The 13795-nt window shown below is 67.8% G+C and carries 12 protein-coding genes; 6 read left to right on the forward strand and 6 right to left on the reverse strand.

What is annotated here, in order from left to right; all coding sequences use genetic code 11:
* Window positions 1–98 precede the first annotated feature (98 nt).
* Window positions 99–734: a TetR/AcrR family transcriptional regulator gene (locus tag D7316_RS20550; protein ID WP_124709901.1), complete on the forward strand. Its 636-nt coding sequence runs from the start codon at window positions 99–101 to the stop codon at window positions 732–734.
* Between the two features lie 38 nt (window positions 735–772).
* Window positions 773–1558, forward strand: a complete 786-nt coding sequence (locus tag D7316_RS20555) for an SDR family NAD(P)-dependent oxidoreductase (protein ID WP_124709902.1) — start codon at window positions 773–775, stop codon at window positions 1556–1558.
* Between the two features lie 20 nt (window positions 1559–1578).
* Here the strand turns inward: D7316_RS20555 and D7316_RS20560 are convergent, their stop codons facing one another.
* Window positions 1579–3006: a hypothetical protein gene (locus D7316_RS20560; protein ID WP_232016999.1), complete on the reverse strand. Its 1428-nt coding sequence runs from the start codon at window positions 3004–3006 to the stop codon at window positions 1579–1581.
* Between the two features lie 214 nt (window positions 3007–3220).
* On the opposite strand from D7316_RS20560, the gene dcd reads away from it, so the two are divergent.
* From dcd to D7316_RS20575, 3 genes are all read left to right on the forward strand, one after another.
* The gene (gene dcd / locus D7316_RS20565; protein ID WP_124709903.1) at window positions 3221–3796 is read left to right on the forward strand and encodes a dCTP deaminase; all 576 of its coding nucleotides are present in this window, start codon (window positions 3221–3223) and stop codon (window positions 3794–3796) included.
* A gap of 136 nt (window positions 3797–3932) precedes the next feature.
* Window positions 3933–5351, forward strand: a complete 1419-nt coding sequence (locus D7316_RS20570; protein ID WP_124709904.1) for a UDP-glucose dehydrogenase family protein — start codon at window positions 3933–3935, stop codon at window positions 5349–5351.
* 97 nt (window positions 5352–5448) lie between these two features.
* A complete protein-coding gene (locus D7316_RS20575) occupies window positions 5449–6765 on the forward strand; it encodes a hypothetical protein (protein ID WP_124709905.1) in 1317 nt (438 codons plus the stop codon).
* Window position 6766: 1 nt separating this feature from the next.
* On the opposite strand, the gene D7316_RS20580 is transcribed toward D7316_RS20575, so the two are convergent.
* Both D7316_RS20580 and D7316_RS20585 read right to left on the reverse strand, forming a co-directional pair.
* Window positions 6767–7567, reverse strand: coding sequence for a MerR family transcriptional regulator (locus D7316_RS20580; protein ID WP_124709906.1), 801 nt, complete (start codon window positions 7565–7567; stop codon window positions 6767–6769).
* A gap of 35 nt (window positions 7568–7602) precedes the next feature.
* The gene (locus D7316_RS20585) at window positions 7603–8178 is read right to left on the reverse strand and encodes a TetR/AcrR family transcriptional regulator (protein ID WP_124709907.1); all 576 of its coding nucleotides are present in this window, start codon (window positions 8176–8178) and stop codon (window positions 7603–7605) included.
* Window positions 8179–8270: 92 nt separating this feature from the next.
* On the opposite strand from D7316_RS20585, the gene D7316_RS20590 reads away from it, so the two are divergent.
* Window positions 8271–9842: an MFS transporter gene (locus tag D7316_RS20590; RefSeq protein WP_124709908.1), complete on the forward strand. Its 1572-nt coding sequence runs from the start codon at window positions 8271–8273 to the stop codon at window positions 9840–9842.
* Here the strand turns inward: D7316_RS20590 and D7316_RS20595 are convergent.
* The 3 genes from D7316_RS20595 to D7316_RS20605 are packed head-to-tail and all read right to left on the reverse strand — an operon-like array spanning window position 9804 to window position 13697.
* Window positions 9804–10943, reverse strand: a complete 1140-nt coding sequence (locus D7316_RS20595; RefSeq protein ID WP_124709909.1) for a PDR/VanB family oxidoreductase — start codon at window positions 10941–10943, stop codon at window positions 9804–9806. The two genes, D7316_RS20590 and D7316_RS20595, sit on opposite strands and share 39 nt — an antisense overlap.
* Before the next feature lie 17 nt (window positions 10944–10960).
* Window positions 10961–11896 carry a metal-dependent hydrolase gene (locus tag D7316_RS20600; protein WP_124709910.1) on the reverse strand — a complete coding sequence of 312 codons (936 nt, stop codon included), beginning with the start codon at window positions 11894–11896 and terminating at the stop codon, window positions 10961–10963.
* 13 nt (window positions 11897–11909) lie between these two features.
* Window positions 11910–13697, reverse strand: a complete 1788-nt coding sequence (locus tag D7316_RS20605) for an SDR family oxidoreductase (RefSeq protein WP_124709911.1) — start codon at window positions 13695–13697, stop codon at window positions 11910–11912.
* Window positions 13698–13795: the final 98 nt, after the last annotated feature.

The raw sequence follows: 13795 nt of genomic DNA on the forward strand, positions 1-13795 counted from the left end.
TCGGCGGACTGGCGTGAGGGCGGTCACCGGCGGGTCTTAGAAGTGAAAAACCTACCGGATGGTTTGTCAAAACCTACCGAGCGGTTTATTCTGGCCTCGTGAGTCCAGTCGAGCCATCCACCGCAAAGGGTGCGGCCACCCGCGCCCGCCTACTCGACGTGGCAGCACGAGTATTTGCTGAGAAGGGCTATGGCGCAGCCAAGTTCAGCGAGCTGATCAGCGAGTCCGGGCTCACCAAGGGCGCGTTCTACTTCTACTTCCCGTCCAAGGCGGCACTGGCCCGTGCGGTCATCGACGATCAGGAGCGTCGGTGGGTGGCCGAGGTCCAGCAGCGTGTCCTCGCGCAAGCCACGCCGACGCAACAGCTCGCCGACGTCATGCCGGCGATGCTCGAGCTCCTCGCCCGGGAGCCGGGCGCGTGGAGTGTCGTGCGCCTCGTGCGCGAGTTGGGCGCCGACGCCGGGCTCGCGGACGACGTCGTCAAGCCGATGGACGCGTGGATCGCGTTGGTGGCCGGAATCATCCGCGACGGACAGCAGGCCCGGGAGTTCCGCGCCGACCTCGACGCCGACGGCCTCGCCACGGTCCTGGTCGGCGCCTTCGACGGCATCAAGGGTCTGGTCGATTCGACGTCCCCCGAGGATCGCGAGCAGCGCCTCACGCGATACACCGGCATCCTCGGCGACATGGCCTTCGCCGAGCTCGGCATCCTCGCCCATCCACGCGACCTCTGAAGCCCGACCACCCCGATCCCCGAAACCGAGGAGCAATCATGGACTACCGTCAGCGCACCACCCTCATCACCGGCGCCAGCGGCGGGATCGGTGCGGAATTCGCGAAGACCCTGGCGGACAAGGGCTCCGATCTGATCCTCGTCGCACGCAGCGAGGACAAGCTGGAGGCCCTCGCCGCGGACCTGCGGTCCCGGCACGGGATCCGCGCAGAGGTGATCGCTGCCGACCTGTCAGTCCCCGGTGCCGGCGACGGTCTCGTCACCGAGGTCGGGAAGCGCGGCCTCGACGTCGACATCCTGATCAACAACGCGGGCTTCGGCACCCACGGAGATCTCATCGACGCCGATCCGGCGCGCATCCGCGACGAGGTGTCACTGAACGTCGCGGTCCTCACCGATCTCACCACCGCTTACCTGAAGACGATGGCGGCCAAGCAGTCCGGCGCGATCATCAATGTCGCGAGCACCGCGGGCTTTCAGCCGGTCCCGCACATGGCGGTCTACGCGGCCACCAAGGCCTATGTGCTCTCACTCAGCGAGGCACTCTGGTGGGAGGGCAAGCAGCACGGGGTGAAGGTGCTCGCGCTGTGCCCCGGCGCCACCGACACCGAGTTCTTCGACATCGCCGGCTCCGACGATGCCGCCGTCGGGTCGCGACGGTCCACCCGGCAGGTCGTCGACACGGCGCTGGATGCGCTCGAGGCGGGTAAGCCGAGTGTCATCGACGGTGCGCAGAATCGGATCAGCGCGATCGGTAGCCGTTTCGCACCGCGACGTCTCGTGATCGCGATCGCCGAGCGGGCGGTCCGGCCCAAGAAGGGTTAAGGCCGAAGGGTTAGCGCCGCTCACCACCGGGCAGCCGACACCGGCACGCGCTTCCCGTCGGTCTTCGTCGGCGCCGGACGCTTGTCCTCGGCGAGACACATCGACCGAAGTACGTTGTGGTACACGACGAGTCCGTACAGATTCGGCGCACCGATGATGCCCGCGGACCGTGGCACCATGTCCGCGGTGATCCCGGCACCGGGGAAGAGGTCGTTGAGCAGTGCGGCCGACGGATCGGTGCCGCCCTCCTGCCAGGCCAGCTCCACGACGTGGGCGGCGAGTGCATACGCGTAGTAGGCGGCGGTGAGCGTCTTGGTGACCGTGAGCGACGAGACCGGCACCGTCGCGCCCAGGTCGGCACCCTGGTTTCGGTTGTGGGCCAGACCGATACCGATGTCGAGTGGCGTGCCGCCCACATAGGGGATGAGGACGCCGAGCTGGGACAGCGCGTACTCGGGGGTGGTGAAGTCCGCCGGGTCGGCGGGGATGAGGTTCTGATGGACGCGCGCGTGGCGCATCCAGTCCTGTACCTGGCCCGCGGCCGCCGCGATCTGGCGATCGGTACGCGGGTCGGTGGTGATCAACTGTAGATAGTTCGACGTGCGGGTCACGATGCGCGACAACGGGATGCTGCCGATCGACGGGCAGGTGTCCGCATCCGCGATGTCGACCTGGCCGGCGATCTCCCGGACGATCGCGGGAACCGACTGGGTGAACCGGAGATCCTTCACCGGTTTGCCCGCATTCTCCTTCTGCGAGCGGGTCACCGACGCGATACACGAATCGATCAGCTTCTCGCTGACCACCTTGTAGATCTGGGTCGATGCGAACACACCCAACAGGATCGGGAACGTGAGCAGCGTCCCGACGGTGATGGGGCCGGCGACCGTGGCGATCGCCGGCACCGTGCGTCGGAGGATGGTGAGCGGAACCATCACGGTGACATACAGATACAGCCAGACCGTCTCCACGGCCTGGGCGACGGTGAGGTTCTCCACCTCGATCGCCTGGCCCGACCGGCCTTCGCGGACATCGATCAGCTGGCTGACGATCCACTGCGAGATCGGGTCCCGATACGTCATGATCGGGTCCTTCTCGTCCGCGCCCAGGTGGGCGGGATGGTTGGAGACGGCGAGGCTCGAGATCCGCAGGCCCTTCATGTCCCGATGCGCGCGAGCGCGGATCGTCGAGGACTGGCGCTTGATCTCGGCCGGCAGCATCGGCAGCAGCGAGTCGAAGATCGCGTCGTAGACGGCGCCGAACGTCGCGAATCTCGACCCGACGCATTCCTTCGGCTCGTCGGGCGGCTTCGCGACTGGGGTCACGGACTGCTGCGTCGGTTGTGCCGATGCCACCGCACCGACGCCACGTTCACCGCCGAGCGCCACCGCCAGGCACGCCACCACCACGACCACGGTCGACGACACCAGCCACTTGTAGTTCCGCATCCGCCCCTGATCCCCGACTCGCGCGGGCCGATGCACCTCGGCCGCGACCCCCTATGACGTCTCGTGACCGTCACGCCGCGATCACACGACAATCACGGAGGTCACTGTAGAAGACGCGACCGTCGGTTGACCATGGTTCGGGTCAGGTTGCATCTGGTTCGACAGCTCGCGGTCACGCGCCATTCACCGGAGGTCGTCGGCTAACCTCACAGGCGTGCTGCTCTCCGATCGCGACATCCGTTCCGAGATCGCCGACGGCCGGTTGGCGCTCGACCCGTTCGACCCGACGCTCGTTCAGCCGTCGAGCATCGACGTGCGCCTCGACCGCCTGTTCCGGGTGTTCAACAACACGCGCTACACCCACATCGACCCCGCACAGCGGCAGGACGAGCTGACCTCCCTCGTCGAGCCCACCGAGGGTGAACCGTTCGTGCTCCATCCGGGTGAGTTCGTCCTGGGCTCCACGCTGGAGGTCTGCTCCCTGCCCGACGACCTCGCCGGCCGGCTCGAAGGCAAATCATCGCTCGGGCGGCTGGGTCTGCTCACCCATTCGACGGCGGGCTTCATCGATCCCGGCTTCTCGGGGCACATCACGCTGGAGCTGTCGAACGTCGCCAACCTGCCGATCACGTTGTGGCCGGGCATGAAAATCGGGCAGCTGTGTCTGATCCGGCTGTCGAGTCCGGCCGAGAATCCCTACGGCAGCGCCTCGGTGGGCTCGAAGTACCAGGGGCAGCGCGGACCGACGCCGTCGAAGGCGTATCTGAACTTCACCCTCCCGTCGGACTGACCTGGCCGAACGGCAGCAGTTCACGAACGTCGTTCGACGGTCGTTCATCTCCGATGATCGGAGTTCATCCGATCGATCAGGGCGGGCCATGTCGTGGTCGCGTCGTCGCAGTGCAGCGCGCGTACTCACTGAAGACATGAAGCTCACTGTGATCGGATGCGGATACCTGGGTGCCACCCATGCGGCCTGCATGGCCGAACTCGGGCACGACGTCCTCGGTGTGGATGTCGATGCCGACAAGGTCTCCCGGCTGCAGGCCGGGGAGGTGCCGTTCTTCGAGCCCGGACTCGCCGACGTGCTGCGTCGCAACCTCGCGGCCGGTCGGTTGCGCTTCACCACCGACCACCGGGACGCCGCCGCCTTCGCATCGGTGCACTTCCTCGGTGTCGGGACGCCGCAGGTGCGACGCGGGTACGGCGTCGACCTCTCGCATGTCGAGTCCGCGATCGACGCGCTCACGCCGCTGGTGCGCGGAGAGCATCTGATCATCGGCAAATCGACCGTGCCGGTGGGCACTGCGGCCGCGCTGTCGCAACGGATGGCGGTGCTCACCGCGCCGGGCTCGCGCGTGGACCTCGCGTGGAGTCCGGAGTTCCTGCGGGAGGGCTTTGCGGTGGAGGACACTCTCGAACCCGACCGCCTGGTGCTGGGCACCGACCCCGACGACGAGGATGATCGCGCCGAACAGGTGATCACCGAGATCTATCGGGAAATCCTGGAGACCGGCGTGCCCTTCGTCCGAACCGATTGGGCGACGGCCGAACTGGTGAAGGTGTCGGCCAATGCGTTTCTGGCGACCAAGATCTCGTTCATCAACGCGGTCAGTGAGATCTGCGAGAACGTCGGCGCCGACGTCTCGACGCTGGCCGATGCCATCGGCTACGACGCACGGATCGGCCGGCGATTCCTCAACGCGGGCCTGGGATTCGGCGGGGGCTGCCTGCCCAAGGACATCCGCGGTTTCATGGCGCGGGCCGACGAGGTCGGTGCGGGTCAGGCGCTGCGCTTCCTGCGGGAGGTCGATGCGATCAACACCCGCCGCCGCAGCGCGATGGTCGAACTGGTCGCCGACGCGGTCGGCGGCGATGTCCTCGGCACCAACATCGCCGTCCTCGGTGCCGCGTTCAAACCGGAGAGCGACGACGTGCGGGACTCGCCGGCGCTGAACGTCGCGGGACAACTCGCCCTGCGTGGGGCGTCGGTGGCGGTGTTCGATCCGAAGGCCAACGACAACTCCCGGCGCCTCTATCCGACGCTGGCGTACGCACAGAGCGCGGTGGAGGCATGTGAGCAGGCCGATGCGGTCGTGGTGGCGACCGATTGGGCCGAGTTCGTCCACATGGCCCCGGAAGAGCTCGCCGACGTCGTGCGGGCGCGGGTCATCGTCGACGGGCGGCGCTGCCTCGACGCCGCCGCATGGCGGTCGGCGGGCTGGCGCTTCTATGCGATCGGCGGCCCCATGCGGGCCGTGCCCAGGTCGCCGATCGCACGTCGCGCGAACTCTGACAGTGAGTTGCCGCAGGTCGCAACGGTCGCGACCCCGCCGACGCGCTGAACCCGTGTTAACCTCGGGCGTCCGCACTTCATCGTGAACTTCGGACGCGGGGGGTGCACTCTGGGGGAGTGCGCATGGACGCAGGACATCGGATCTGATGACAGACGACGCGACGGAGCGCGGTCGCACGGCAATCGCCACGACCGCAGCTGACCTGCGCCCACTCGACCCCGTCCTGCTGGGTGACATCGCCGCACGCCAACTCTCCCGCGGCATCCCCGCCGACCTCCCGTTCGTGCTGCTCGACGTCGCGGAGGACGGACTGCACCTCACGGTCGTCGACCCGACCGCCGAATCGGTGATCGAACAACAGGTCGTGCCGACGGTGAGGCCGTCGGTGCTGGACCACCTCCTCGCCGACCATCTCGTGCGCACCGGACGGGTGGAGCAACCCGCGACGCAGGTGTGGACCGCGGAGCTCCTCGATCTGGCGTCCCGTGGGCGGAAACGTCTCGCGTCGTCCGACGGCACCTTCATCATGGGCCGTGAGCACGTCAAGTTCTTCCGCGTCGCCCAGCGCGACCTCGACGAGGCGAGCGCGGGTCAGCTCGCCGAGGTGGTGCGGCTGTCCGCCGATGCGGGTGCGTCCGTGCCCGGCGGGGTGACCTCGCTCGTGTTGGCCCCGGGGCACGAGGCGTGGCCGGGATTCGACAGTGCGCTTGCGCAGTCCGCCGCCGTGCCGGTCCTGGCACTCGACGCCGCGACCATGCCGATCGACGACGCGGGCCGCAATCGTCACGACTCGGGCGCCGAGGTGCCGGCCGCGGCCGACGCCGGGTCCTCCACCGTCGCAACCCCGATCGAACCCTTGGTGATCGCCGCGTCCGCGCTCGACACCGTGCCCGAGATCACCATCGAGCCCGAGAACATCGTCGAACCTCCTCTGCCTGAACCTCCTCTGCCCGAACGCCTTCCGTCGAACCCGACACCGATCGTCCGGCCCGTGTACGAGCCCCGGGAATGGGAGCTCGAGCCGGTGTTCACGAGTCCGCCGGTCACCCGTCCGCGCGCGCTACGGACCTCGGGAGCCAGGGGTTCGGGCACGCGCATGTCGGGGAGGCGCTTGCTGGCGGGCATCATCGCGGTGTTCGCGATCGTCGGGATCGGCACCGCCACAGCGGTTGCGGTGACCGGCGACGACGGCGGGTCCGCCGATCGTCCGATGAGCCTGGCCGATTCGTCGTCAGAGTCCGCCGACGCGGACCCGACCTATGCCGACCCCGCCGACTTCGCGGAGGCCCGCCAGCCCGCCGCGCGGTACGTCGCGCCGCCACCCCCACCGCCGCCGACCGCGGAGAGCACCACCGAGGCGCCATCCCAGCAACAGCCGCGTCCACGGCCGCGACCTCGGCCGCGTCAGCGGACGATTCCCAATCCGATCCCCGGACTGCCGCCGATCGTGCTGCCCGGCTGAGTCACCCGTCGGCGGCGTCGTCTCCGGTCGTCGCCGCGTCGCCTGCTGCACCGGCGGCCGACTGTCGTGCCCGGCCGAGGTATTCGCTGAGCTGACGGGCGAGGTCGCGGTCGAGCGCACGGTCGAGGGCGTTGTGCGCCGACACCGAACCGGCGCGGCGAAGCTCGCTGAGAAGCTCTGTCGCCCATTCGGATTCGGCCGATGTCTGCGGTAGCCAACCGTCCGCGTGCCCCTCGGTGACAGCGCGTCGGCCGGCCGAGATGACCACTTCGGCGACCGCGGCCATCTCGCGGTCGAGCCGGCCGTGCACGTCGAGGATGCCGCTCAGCGGCAAGCCCAATCGGACGAGCCGCCCATACGCCGACACGGTCTCCTGATCGAGGATCGTGTAGTGGTGGGGATGCTTGTGATCGCCCTTCGGCTCGATGAGCCCGAACTCGATGAGCCGCTCGAAGTGGGCCGGGTTCCCCGAGTTGAGAAGCGACTTGAGGTCGTCGGCGGAGATCGACGTCGACGTGGCGGTGGACCAGGGTTCGGAGACGATCTCCTCGAGGCCGAGCACCTCGGCCAGGTTGTCGCCACGTTGGATGCCGGACAGGAAATCGCCGATGTGGCGGATGGTGAACCCGCGCTTGAGCAGATCGTTGATGACCTTCAGCCGGGCCAGATGGGCGTCGGTGTAGATCGCGATGCGTCCACGCCGGACCGGGCGGGGGAGCAGGCCGCGGTCCTGATAGCCACGCACGTTGCGGGTCGTGGTACCCGCGGCTCGTGCCAGATCGTCGATCCGGTATTCGGTCACCGCGACATTGTCCCAGATGGTGCCCCGTCTTCGGCTCAGGCTGCGACACCCCGGGCGATGAGACGGATGACCTGCTCGTACGCCGCCGAGGGATCGATGAACGGCGGATACGACGATGCCAGCTCCAGCGCCACCGCGCCGTGCACGCACGCCCAGATCTGCGCGGCCAGCTGCTCGGGCTCACCGGGCCGGATCATCCCCGCGACCTGGCCGTATTTGACGATGTCGACCAGCTCGAAGAACGCGCGGGCGGCGACCTCGGACTCGGCCTCGCAGTCCATCGAGAACATCAGGGTGTACAGGGTCGGGTTGGCGACCGCGAAGCCCCGATAGTTGCGGCCGCTGTTGAGCAGCCGTGTGGACGGGTCGGCGTCGGTCGCGGCGATCAATCCGGCGAACTCCGCGAAACCATCGGTGACCAGTGCGTTCAGCAGGCCTTCCTTGCCGTCGAAGTGGTTGTAGACACCCATCGGCGCGACCCCGGCCTTGGTGGCGACGGCCCGGACCGTCAGGGCGGCCACTCCGTCGCGTTCGAGGATGCGACGTCCGGCGGCCAACAGGTTGGCGCGCACTTCGGTGGCAGGGGTTCGGGCGGATTTCGGTGGTGACACATTGACAACCCTACTAGAACAATGTTCTTCTTGAATAGAACAACGTACTACAACGGTGTGACGACGTTCCAGAACTGACTCGAGGAGAGAACATGAGAACCCGTTGGCTCGCTCTGGCGGCGCTGTGCTTCGCCGAACTACTCGTGATGGTCGACAACACGATCGTCAACGTCGCGCTCCCCACCATGGCGCGCGACCTCGACGCCGGGATCTCCGGTCTGCAATGGATCGTCGACGCCTACACCCTCGTCTTCGCCGGTCTGCTGCTCACCGGCGGCTATCTCGGTGATCGCTTCGGTCATCGGCGGATGCTGCTCACCGGCATCGCCGGATTCGCCGCGATCTCCGCACTGGCCGCATCGTCGCAGACCCTCGGCCAACTCATCGCCACCCGCGGGGGCCTCGGTTTGTTTGCCGCACTGGTCTTCCCCGCGACCCTGGCGATCATCACGTCGATCTTCACCGAGCCGAAGCAGCGCGCTGCGGCGGTGGGGATCTGGGCCGCGACGTCGGGTATCGCGGTCGCCATCGGTCCGGTGCTCGGCGGCTGGCTGCTCGAGCACTATTCGTGGTCGTCGGTGTTCTGGGTCAATCTGCCGATGGCCGCGGTGGCGGTGATCGCCATCGTGATGGTGGTGCCGGGCACACGCCCGGAGGCCGTATCCCGTTTCGACGCAATCGGTCTGGTGCTGTCGATCATCGGACTCGGGCTGCTCACCTACTCGGTGATCGAGGGGCCGCACTTCGGCTGGGCCGATCTTCGGACCATCGGTGGGTTGGTTGTCGCAGGCATCGCCCTGGGCTTGTTCGCGCGGCGGGAACTGACCATCGCGCACCCGATTCTCGACATCCGGCTGTTCGCCAACCGCCACTTCGCCGCGGCGGCCGGGATGATCAGTGTCGCGTTCTTCGCGCTGTTCGGCTTCATCTTCCTGATCACCCAGTTCTTCCAGGCGGTCAAGGGCTACGGACCGTTGGAGGCGGGCCTGCGGACCCTGCCGTTCGCCGTGGTGATGGCGGTGTTCTCGCCGATCGCGATGGCACTGTCGCACAGGTTCGGCCCCCGGTTGGTCTCGGTCGCCGGCGGACTCTTGATGTCGGGCGGCTTCGCGCTCGTCGAGGTGTCGTCGCGGATGTCGGGGTACTGGGAGTTGATCATCTGGTCGATGTCGCTGATGGCGATGGGCCTCGCGTTCATCTCCGGTCCGTGCACCCAGGTGATCATGGATGCGCTGAGACCGGAGCAGGCGGGCGCCGGTTCGGCCGTCAACGACACCACCCGCGAGATCGGCGGCACGCTCGGCGTCGCGGTGCTGGGGTCGGTGCTCACCTCGGTCTACACCTCGGGCGTCGGAGATCGACTGTCGCAGTTGGGCGTACCCCGCGCCGCAACGACCGTCGCCGAGGACTCGGTGATGGCGGGGATCGAGGTGGCCGCCCGTGCGCCGTCCCAGATCGATCAGCAGGTGCGGTTCGCGGTGCAGGACGTGTTCGTGGACGGCTTGCACAGCGCGGTCTGGGTGGCCGTGGCGATCACCGCCGCAGCCGCGCTCGCGGCGGCGTACTTCCTCCGGGGCGCCGTCGGCGGACGGACCGCAGCGCCGGTCGTCGACGACGCGCCCGGGTCAGAGATCGACGGTGACGTTCCCGCCCGCACTGCGTGACACGCACGTGAGGAACATGCCCTCGGCGCGTTCCGGCTCGGTGAGGATGTTGTCCCGGTGATCCGGTTCACCGGCCAGCGTCCTCACCTTGCACGTTCCGCAGAAACCCTGTTGGCACGAATACGGCACCGAGGGCAGGACTTTCAGGATCGCTGCGAGGGCTGTCTGATCGGCGGCGACCGGGATCTCCTGCCCGGTGGAGGCGAGGGTCACGGTGAAGGGCACGCCGTTCTCGACCGGCGGTGGACTGAACCGCTCGTAGTGCAGTTCGATGTCCGGCCGGTCGCCCAGGTGAGTTCGGAGACGTTCGAGCATCGGCACCGGTCCGCAGCAGTAGACGGCGAGACCGCTCGGTGCACGCCCGGTCTCGGGATCGACCGGACCGAGGAGATCCTCCATCGTCGGCAGACCGTGCCGGTCGTCGGTCCAGATCGTCACCTTGTCGCCGTAGCGGGCGAGCTCCTGTTGGAACGGAATGGATTCCGACGTGCGACCCGTGTAGATCATCGACCAGTCGAGACCGAACCGATCGGCTGCGGCGAGCATCGGCAGGATCGGGGTGATGCCGATGCCGGCGGCGACGAAACGCAGTGACTGCGCCGGCGATCCGTGGCCCGGGACGGCAAGCGGAAAAGCATTGCGCGGTCCCTTGATCGAGACGAGATCGCCCACCCGCAGAGCGTCATGCACCTCGATGGAGCCGCCGCCACCGTCGGGGATGCGGCGGACCGCGATCCGATAGGTGTTCCGGTCGGCCGGGTCGCCGCACAGCGAGTACTCTCGCATCCGTCCCGACGGGAGCAGCAGGTCCAGGTGCGCACCCGGATGCCAACGCGCGAGAAGTCCTCCGTCCGGCGCTGCGAAGGTCAGCGCGACGACGTTCTCGTCCTCGGCCACCACCTCCCGGCCGATCAGTCGCACCGTCGTCACGCCGTCGTCGGCCTCGGTGGGGCGCAGCGGCGCCAGTGGTCGCCAGATCGGCCACCACATCTTCGCGATCACCGTTCCCACCGTGAGGAATGGGTCGTGGCGCCATCGCCCGTACAGATGCGGTGGCGGCGTCGTCATCGAGGTGTTGTGGGGGTGTGCGCGGTGGTTCATCAGCGACGTCACCTCGCTCAACTCGCGTTTCGCGCGGCCGGCGACGCGGCGAGATATGCGACTGCCTGTGCGGTGCTGCCGATCTCGTTGGGGTGGAAGCCGGGTCGGAAGTAGCTGAAGGTGGCGAACACGATGTGCCGCATCTTCGGCAGGACGCCGGCCCGGACACCCCGGAAGTAGTGGTACTGCTGCTGAACGTAGTTGTACCGCAACGACGAATCCTGCCTCATGATGAACCGGAAGCCGCGGTTGATGAGGAGCAGCAGGACCGGCAGCACCACCAGCATCGCGCGTCCGCGGCGGAGATAGCTGTCGCCGAAGTACACGGCCACCTCGTGTGCGACGGCCCGGTGCTCGACCTCCTCGGCGCCGTGCCAGGTGAACAGGTCGGTCATCGTCGGGTCGGCGCCCGACTCCACCCACGTGTTGTTCAGCGCGAAGTCCCCGAGGATCGCGGTGTAGTGCTCGAGCGCCGCGATGAGCCACAGCCGTTCGATGAGATGCTTCTGGCGTGCCCGGGGTGTGCCGGATTCCATGGGCCCGAGGATCTTCCGGAAGATCCACTCCATCTGCCGCTGGTAGGGGCGCGGGTCGACGCCGTGGTGGTCGAGGAACTCCCAGAGCACGTGATCGTGGGCCTCGGCGTGCATCGCCTCCTGTCCGATGAAGCCGCGCATGGTGGCCGCGAGTTCGTCATCGCCTACCAGGGGCAGGGCCTCGTTGTAGGTCTGCACGAACCAACGCTCACCTTCGGGCAGCAGGAGATTCAGCACGCTGATGAAGTTGGCGGCCACGGGGTGGTCGGGAATCCAGTGCAGCGGGGTCTCGGACCAGTCGAAGGCGACGTTGCGGGCATGGAGCTCGACAGGGCCCGGGTCGGACCCGTCGACATCCCGCGGTTCGCGGGCGTCGTTGATCGGATGGGCGTGGTGCGCGTGTGCGGTCGCGGACATCGTCGGATCCTCTCTACTGCGTGACCTTGCGACGTGCCGCGATGCGCGACACCCAGGGCGTGAAGCGATAGATGCGATAGCCGACCTTGGCCTCCGGCGTCACCGGCACCACCGCCTTGTTGCGGATGATGGCGCGCACGATGTCGCGGGCCACCCGATCCGGCGTGAAGCCGCGTCGCCGGTACAGGCCGTCGATCCGATTCCGTTCGGCCACTTCGGTTTCGGCGTCGAGTCCGGCGATCGGGGTGTTGCCGACGATGTTGGTGTCGACGATGCCCGGGCAGATCGCGCTGACACCGATCCGATGCTCGGCCAGCTCGGCGCGCAGCGACTCGGAGAACAGCAGCACCCCGGCTTTGGACGCCGAGTACAGTCCGAGCGAGCGCTGCGGGGTGAAAGCCGCGGCCGACGCGATGTTGACGATGTGTCCACCGACCCCGCGCTCCACCATCTGCCGCCCGAAGGCGCGGCTGCCGGAGATGACCCCACGCAGATTCACGTCGAGTAGCCGGTCGACCTGCTCGTCGGTCGCGTCCAGAGCGCTGCCGGCCAGGCCGATCCCGGCGTTGTTGATGACGATGTCGGGCACGCCGTGGGCTCGTCGGACCTCGTCGGCGAACGTGCTGACGGCGGAGGTGTCCGAGACGTCGAGTTCGTAGGGCGACGCCTGGGCGCCGAAAGCCTTGCTCTCCCGCGCGGTCTCCTCGGCGGCGGCGACGTCGATGTCGGCGAGGACGAGTTCGCAGCCCTGCTCGGCGAGTGCGTATGCGGTCTCCCGGCCGATGCCGCTGCCCGCGCCGGTGATCACGGCGAGCTTGCCGGACAACGGCTTCGGCGGTCCGAACAGTCGGTTGCGATCGAGCCGGCCGGCGACGTCGGCCGGGGTTCGGGGAGCGTGAGCCGAGATGAAGTCGTGCGCCGTCTGCGCCAGATAGGCCGGATTGGTATACGGCAGCCAGTGTCCGGTGGCGGTGCTGCGTCGCCAGAGCCGCTGGGTGTGGCGGTGCGTGCCGTCGAAGATCGCCGGGCGCAAGGCGATGTCGCGTTCGTTGACCACTTCGAGGACCGGCACGAACGTGGGGGAGGTGTGCGGATCGCGCAACTTGGTGCGGATGTTGGCACGGTACAGGCGAAGTCCGGAGATCATGTCCTCGCGCAGCGTGTCCCCGACGACGACGTTCTCTCTCGGGGTGCCCTCGACCCGGTGCAGGAATGCCCGCCACACGGCGGGCGACCCCGCGGCTCCGAAGAACAGCTTCGGCAGTAGCGGCATCTGGAAGAAGACCGTGTAGGCCGACGATGCGGCCTGCGACAACGCATTCCCCAGGTTGCGCGGAGTGGGACGGCTCAGGTTGTCGCGCGCCCAATCGCCCAGCTGATCCAGATTGGGGCCGGACACCGAGACGAACGAAGCGATCCGATGGTCGGCGCCCGGGCGGGTGACCGCCTCCCATGCCTGCACGGAGCCCCAGTCGTGCGCGACGATGTGCACCGGTTGGTCGGGGCTGACGGCCTCGGCCACCGCGAACACGTCGTCGGCTAGCTCACTCAGTCGGTACGGGTCGTCGCCGTCGGGGCGGTCGCTTTCGCCGAATCCGCGGCAGTCGTAGGCGACGACGTGGAAATCCGCGGCGAGAATGGGCGCGACGTGGGTCCACAGGTGGTGGGTATCGGGCCATCCGTGGATCAGCAGAACCGTTGGACGGGGTCGCTCGTCCGCACCGTGTGCCGAGTCCCCGACCTCGAAAACGGCCAGGTTGACCCCGTTGTTGCTGACGACGCGCTTACGCCACTCCACCATGTGACACCCCTCCGAGACAATCGAACGGAGTTGACGTTACCAACGGTCACATGAATTGACCAGAGTGTCCGTGACTCGGCGTCACGTATAGATTTGCG

Origin of the sequence: Gordonia insulae (assembly GCF_003855095.1) — a bacterium.
GTDB lineage: Bacteria > Actinomycetota > Actinomycetes > Mycobacteriales > Mycobacteriaceae > Gordonia > Gordonia insulae.

Excerpts from the sequence above, each read along its gene's own strand:
- D7316_RS20605 (WP_124709911.1), bottom strand. The coding sequence starts at position 13,697 with ATGGTGGAGTGGCGTAAGCGCGTCGTCAGCAACAACGGGGTCAACCTG.
- D7316_RS20600 (WP_124709910.1), bottom strand. The coding sequence starts at position 11,896 with ATGTCCGCGACCGCACACGCGCACCACGCCCATCCGATCAACGACGCC.
- D7316_RS20560 (WP_232016999.1), bottom strand. The coding sequence starts at position 3,006 with ATGCGGAACTACAAGTGGCTGGTGTCGTCGACCGTGGTCGTGGTGGTG.
- D7316_RS20575 (WP_124709905.1), top strand. The coding sequence starts at position 5,449 with ATGACAGACGACGCGACGGAGCGCGGTCGCACGGCAATCGCCACGACC.
- D7316_RS20590 (WP_124709908.1), top strand. The coding sequence starts at position 8,271 with ATGAGAACCCGTTGGCTCGCTCTGGCGGCGCTGTGCTTCGCCGAACTA.
- D7316_RS20595 (WP_124709909.1), bottom strand. The coding sequence starts at position 10,943 with ATGAACCACCGCGCACACCCCCACAACACCTCGATGACGACGCCGCCA.
- D7316_RS20570 (WP_124709904.1), top strand. The coding sequence starts at position 3,933 with ATGAAGCTCACTGTGATCGGATGCGGATACCTGGGTGCCACCCATGCG.
- D7316_RS20555 (WP_124709902.1), top strand. The coding sequence starts at position 773 with ATGGACTACCGTCAGCGCACCACCCTCATCACCGGCGCCAGCGGCGGG.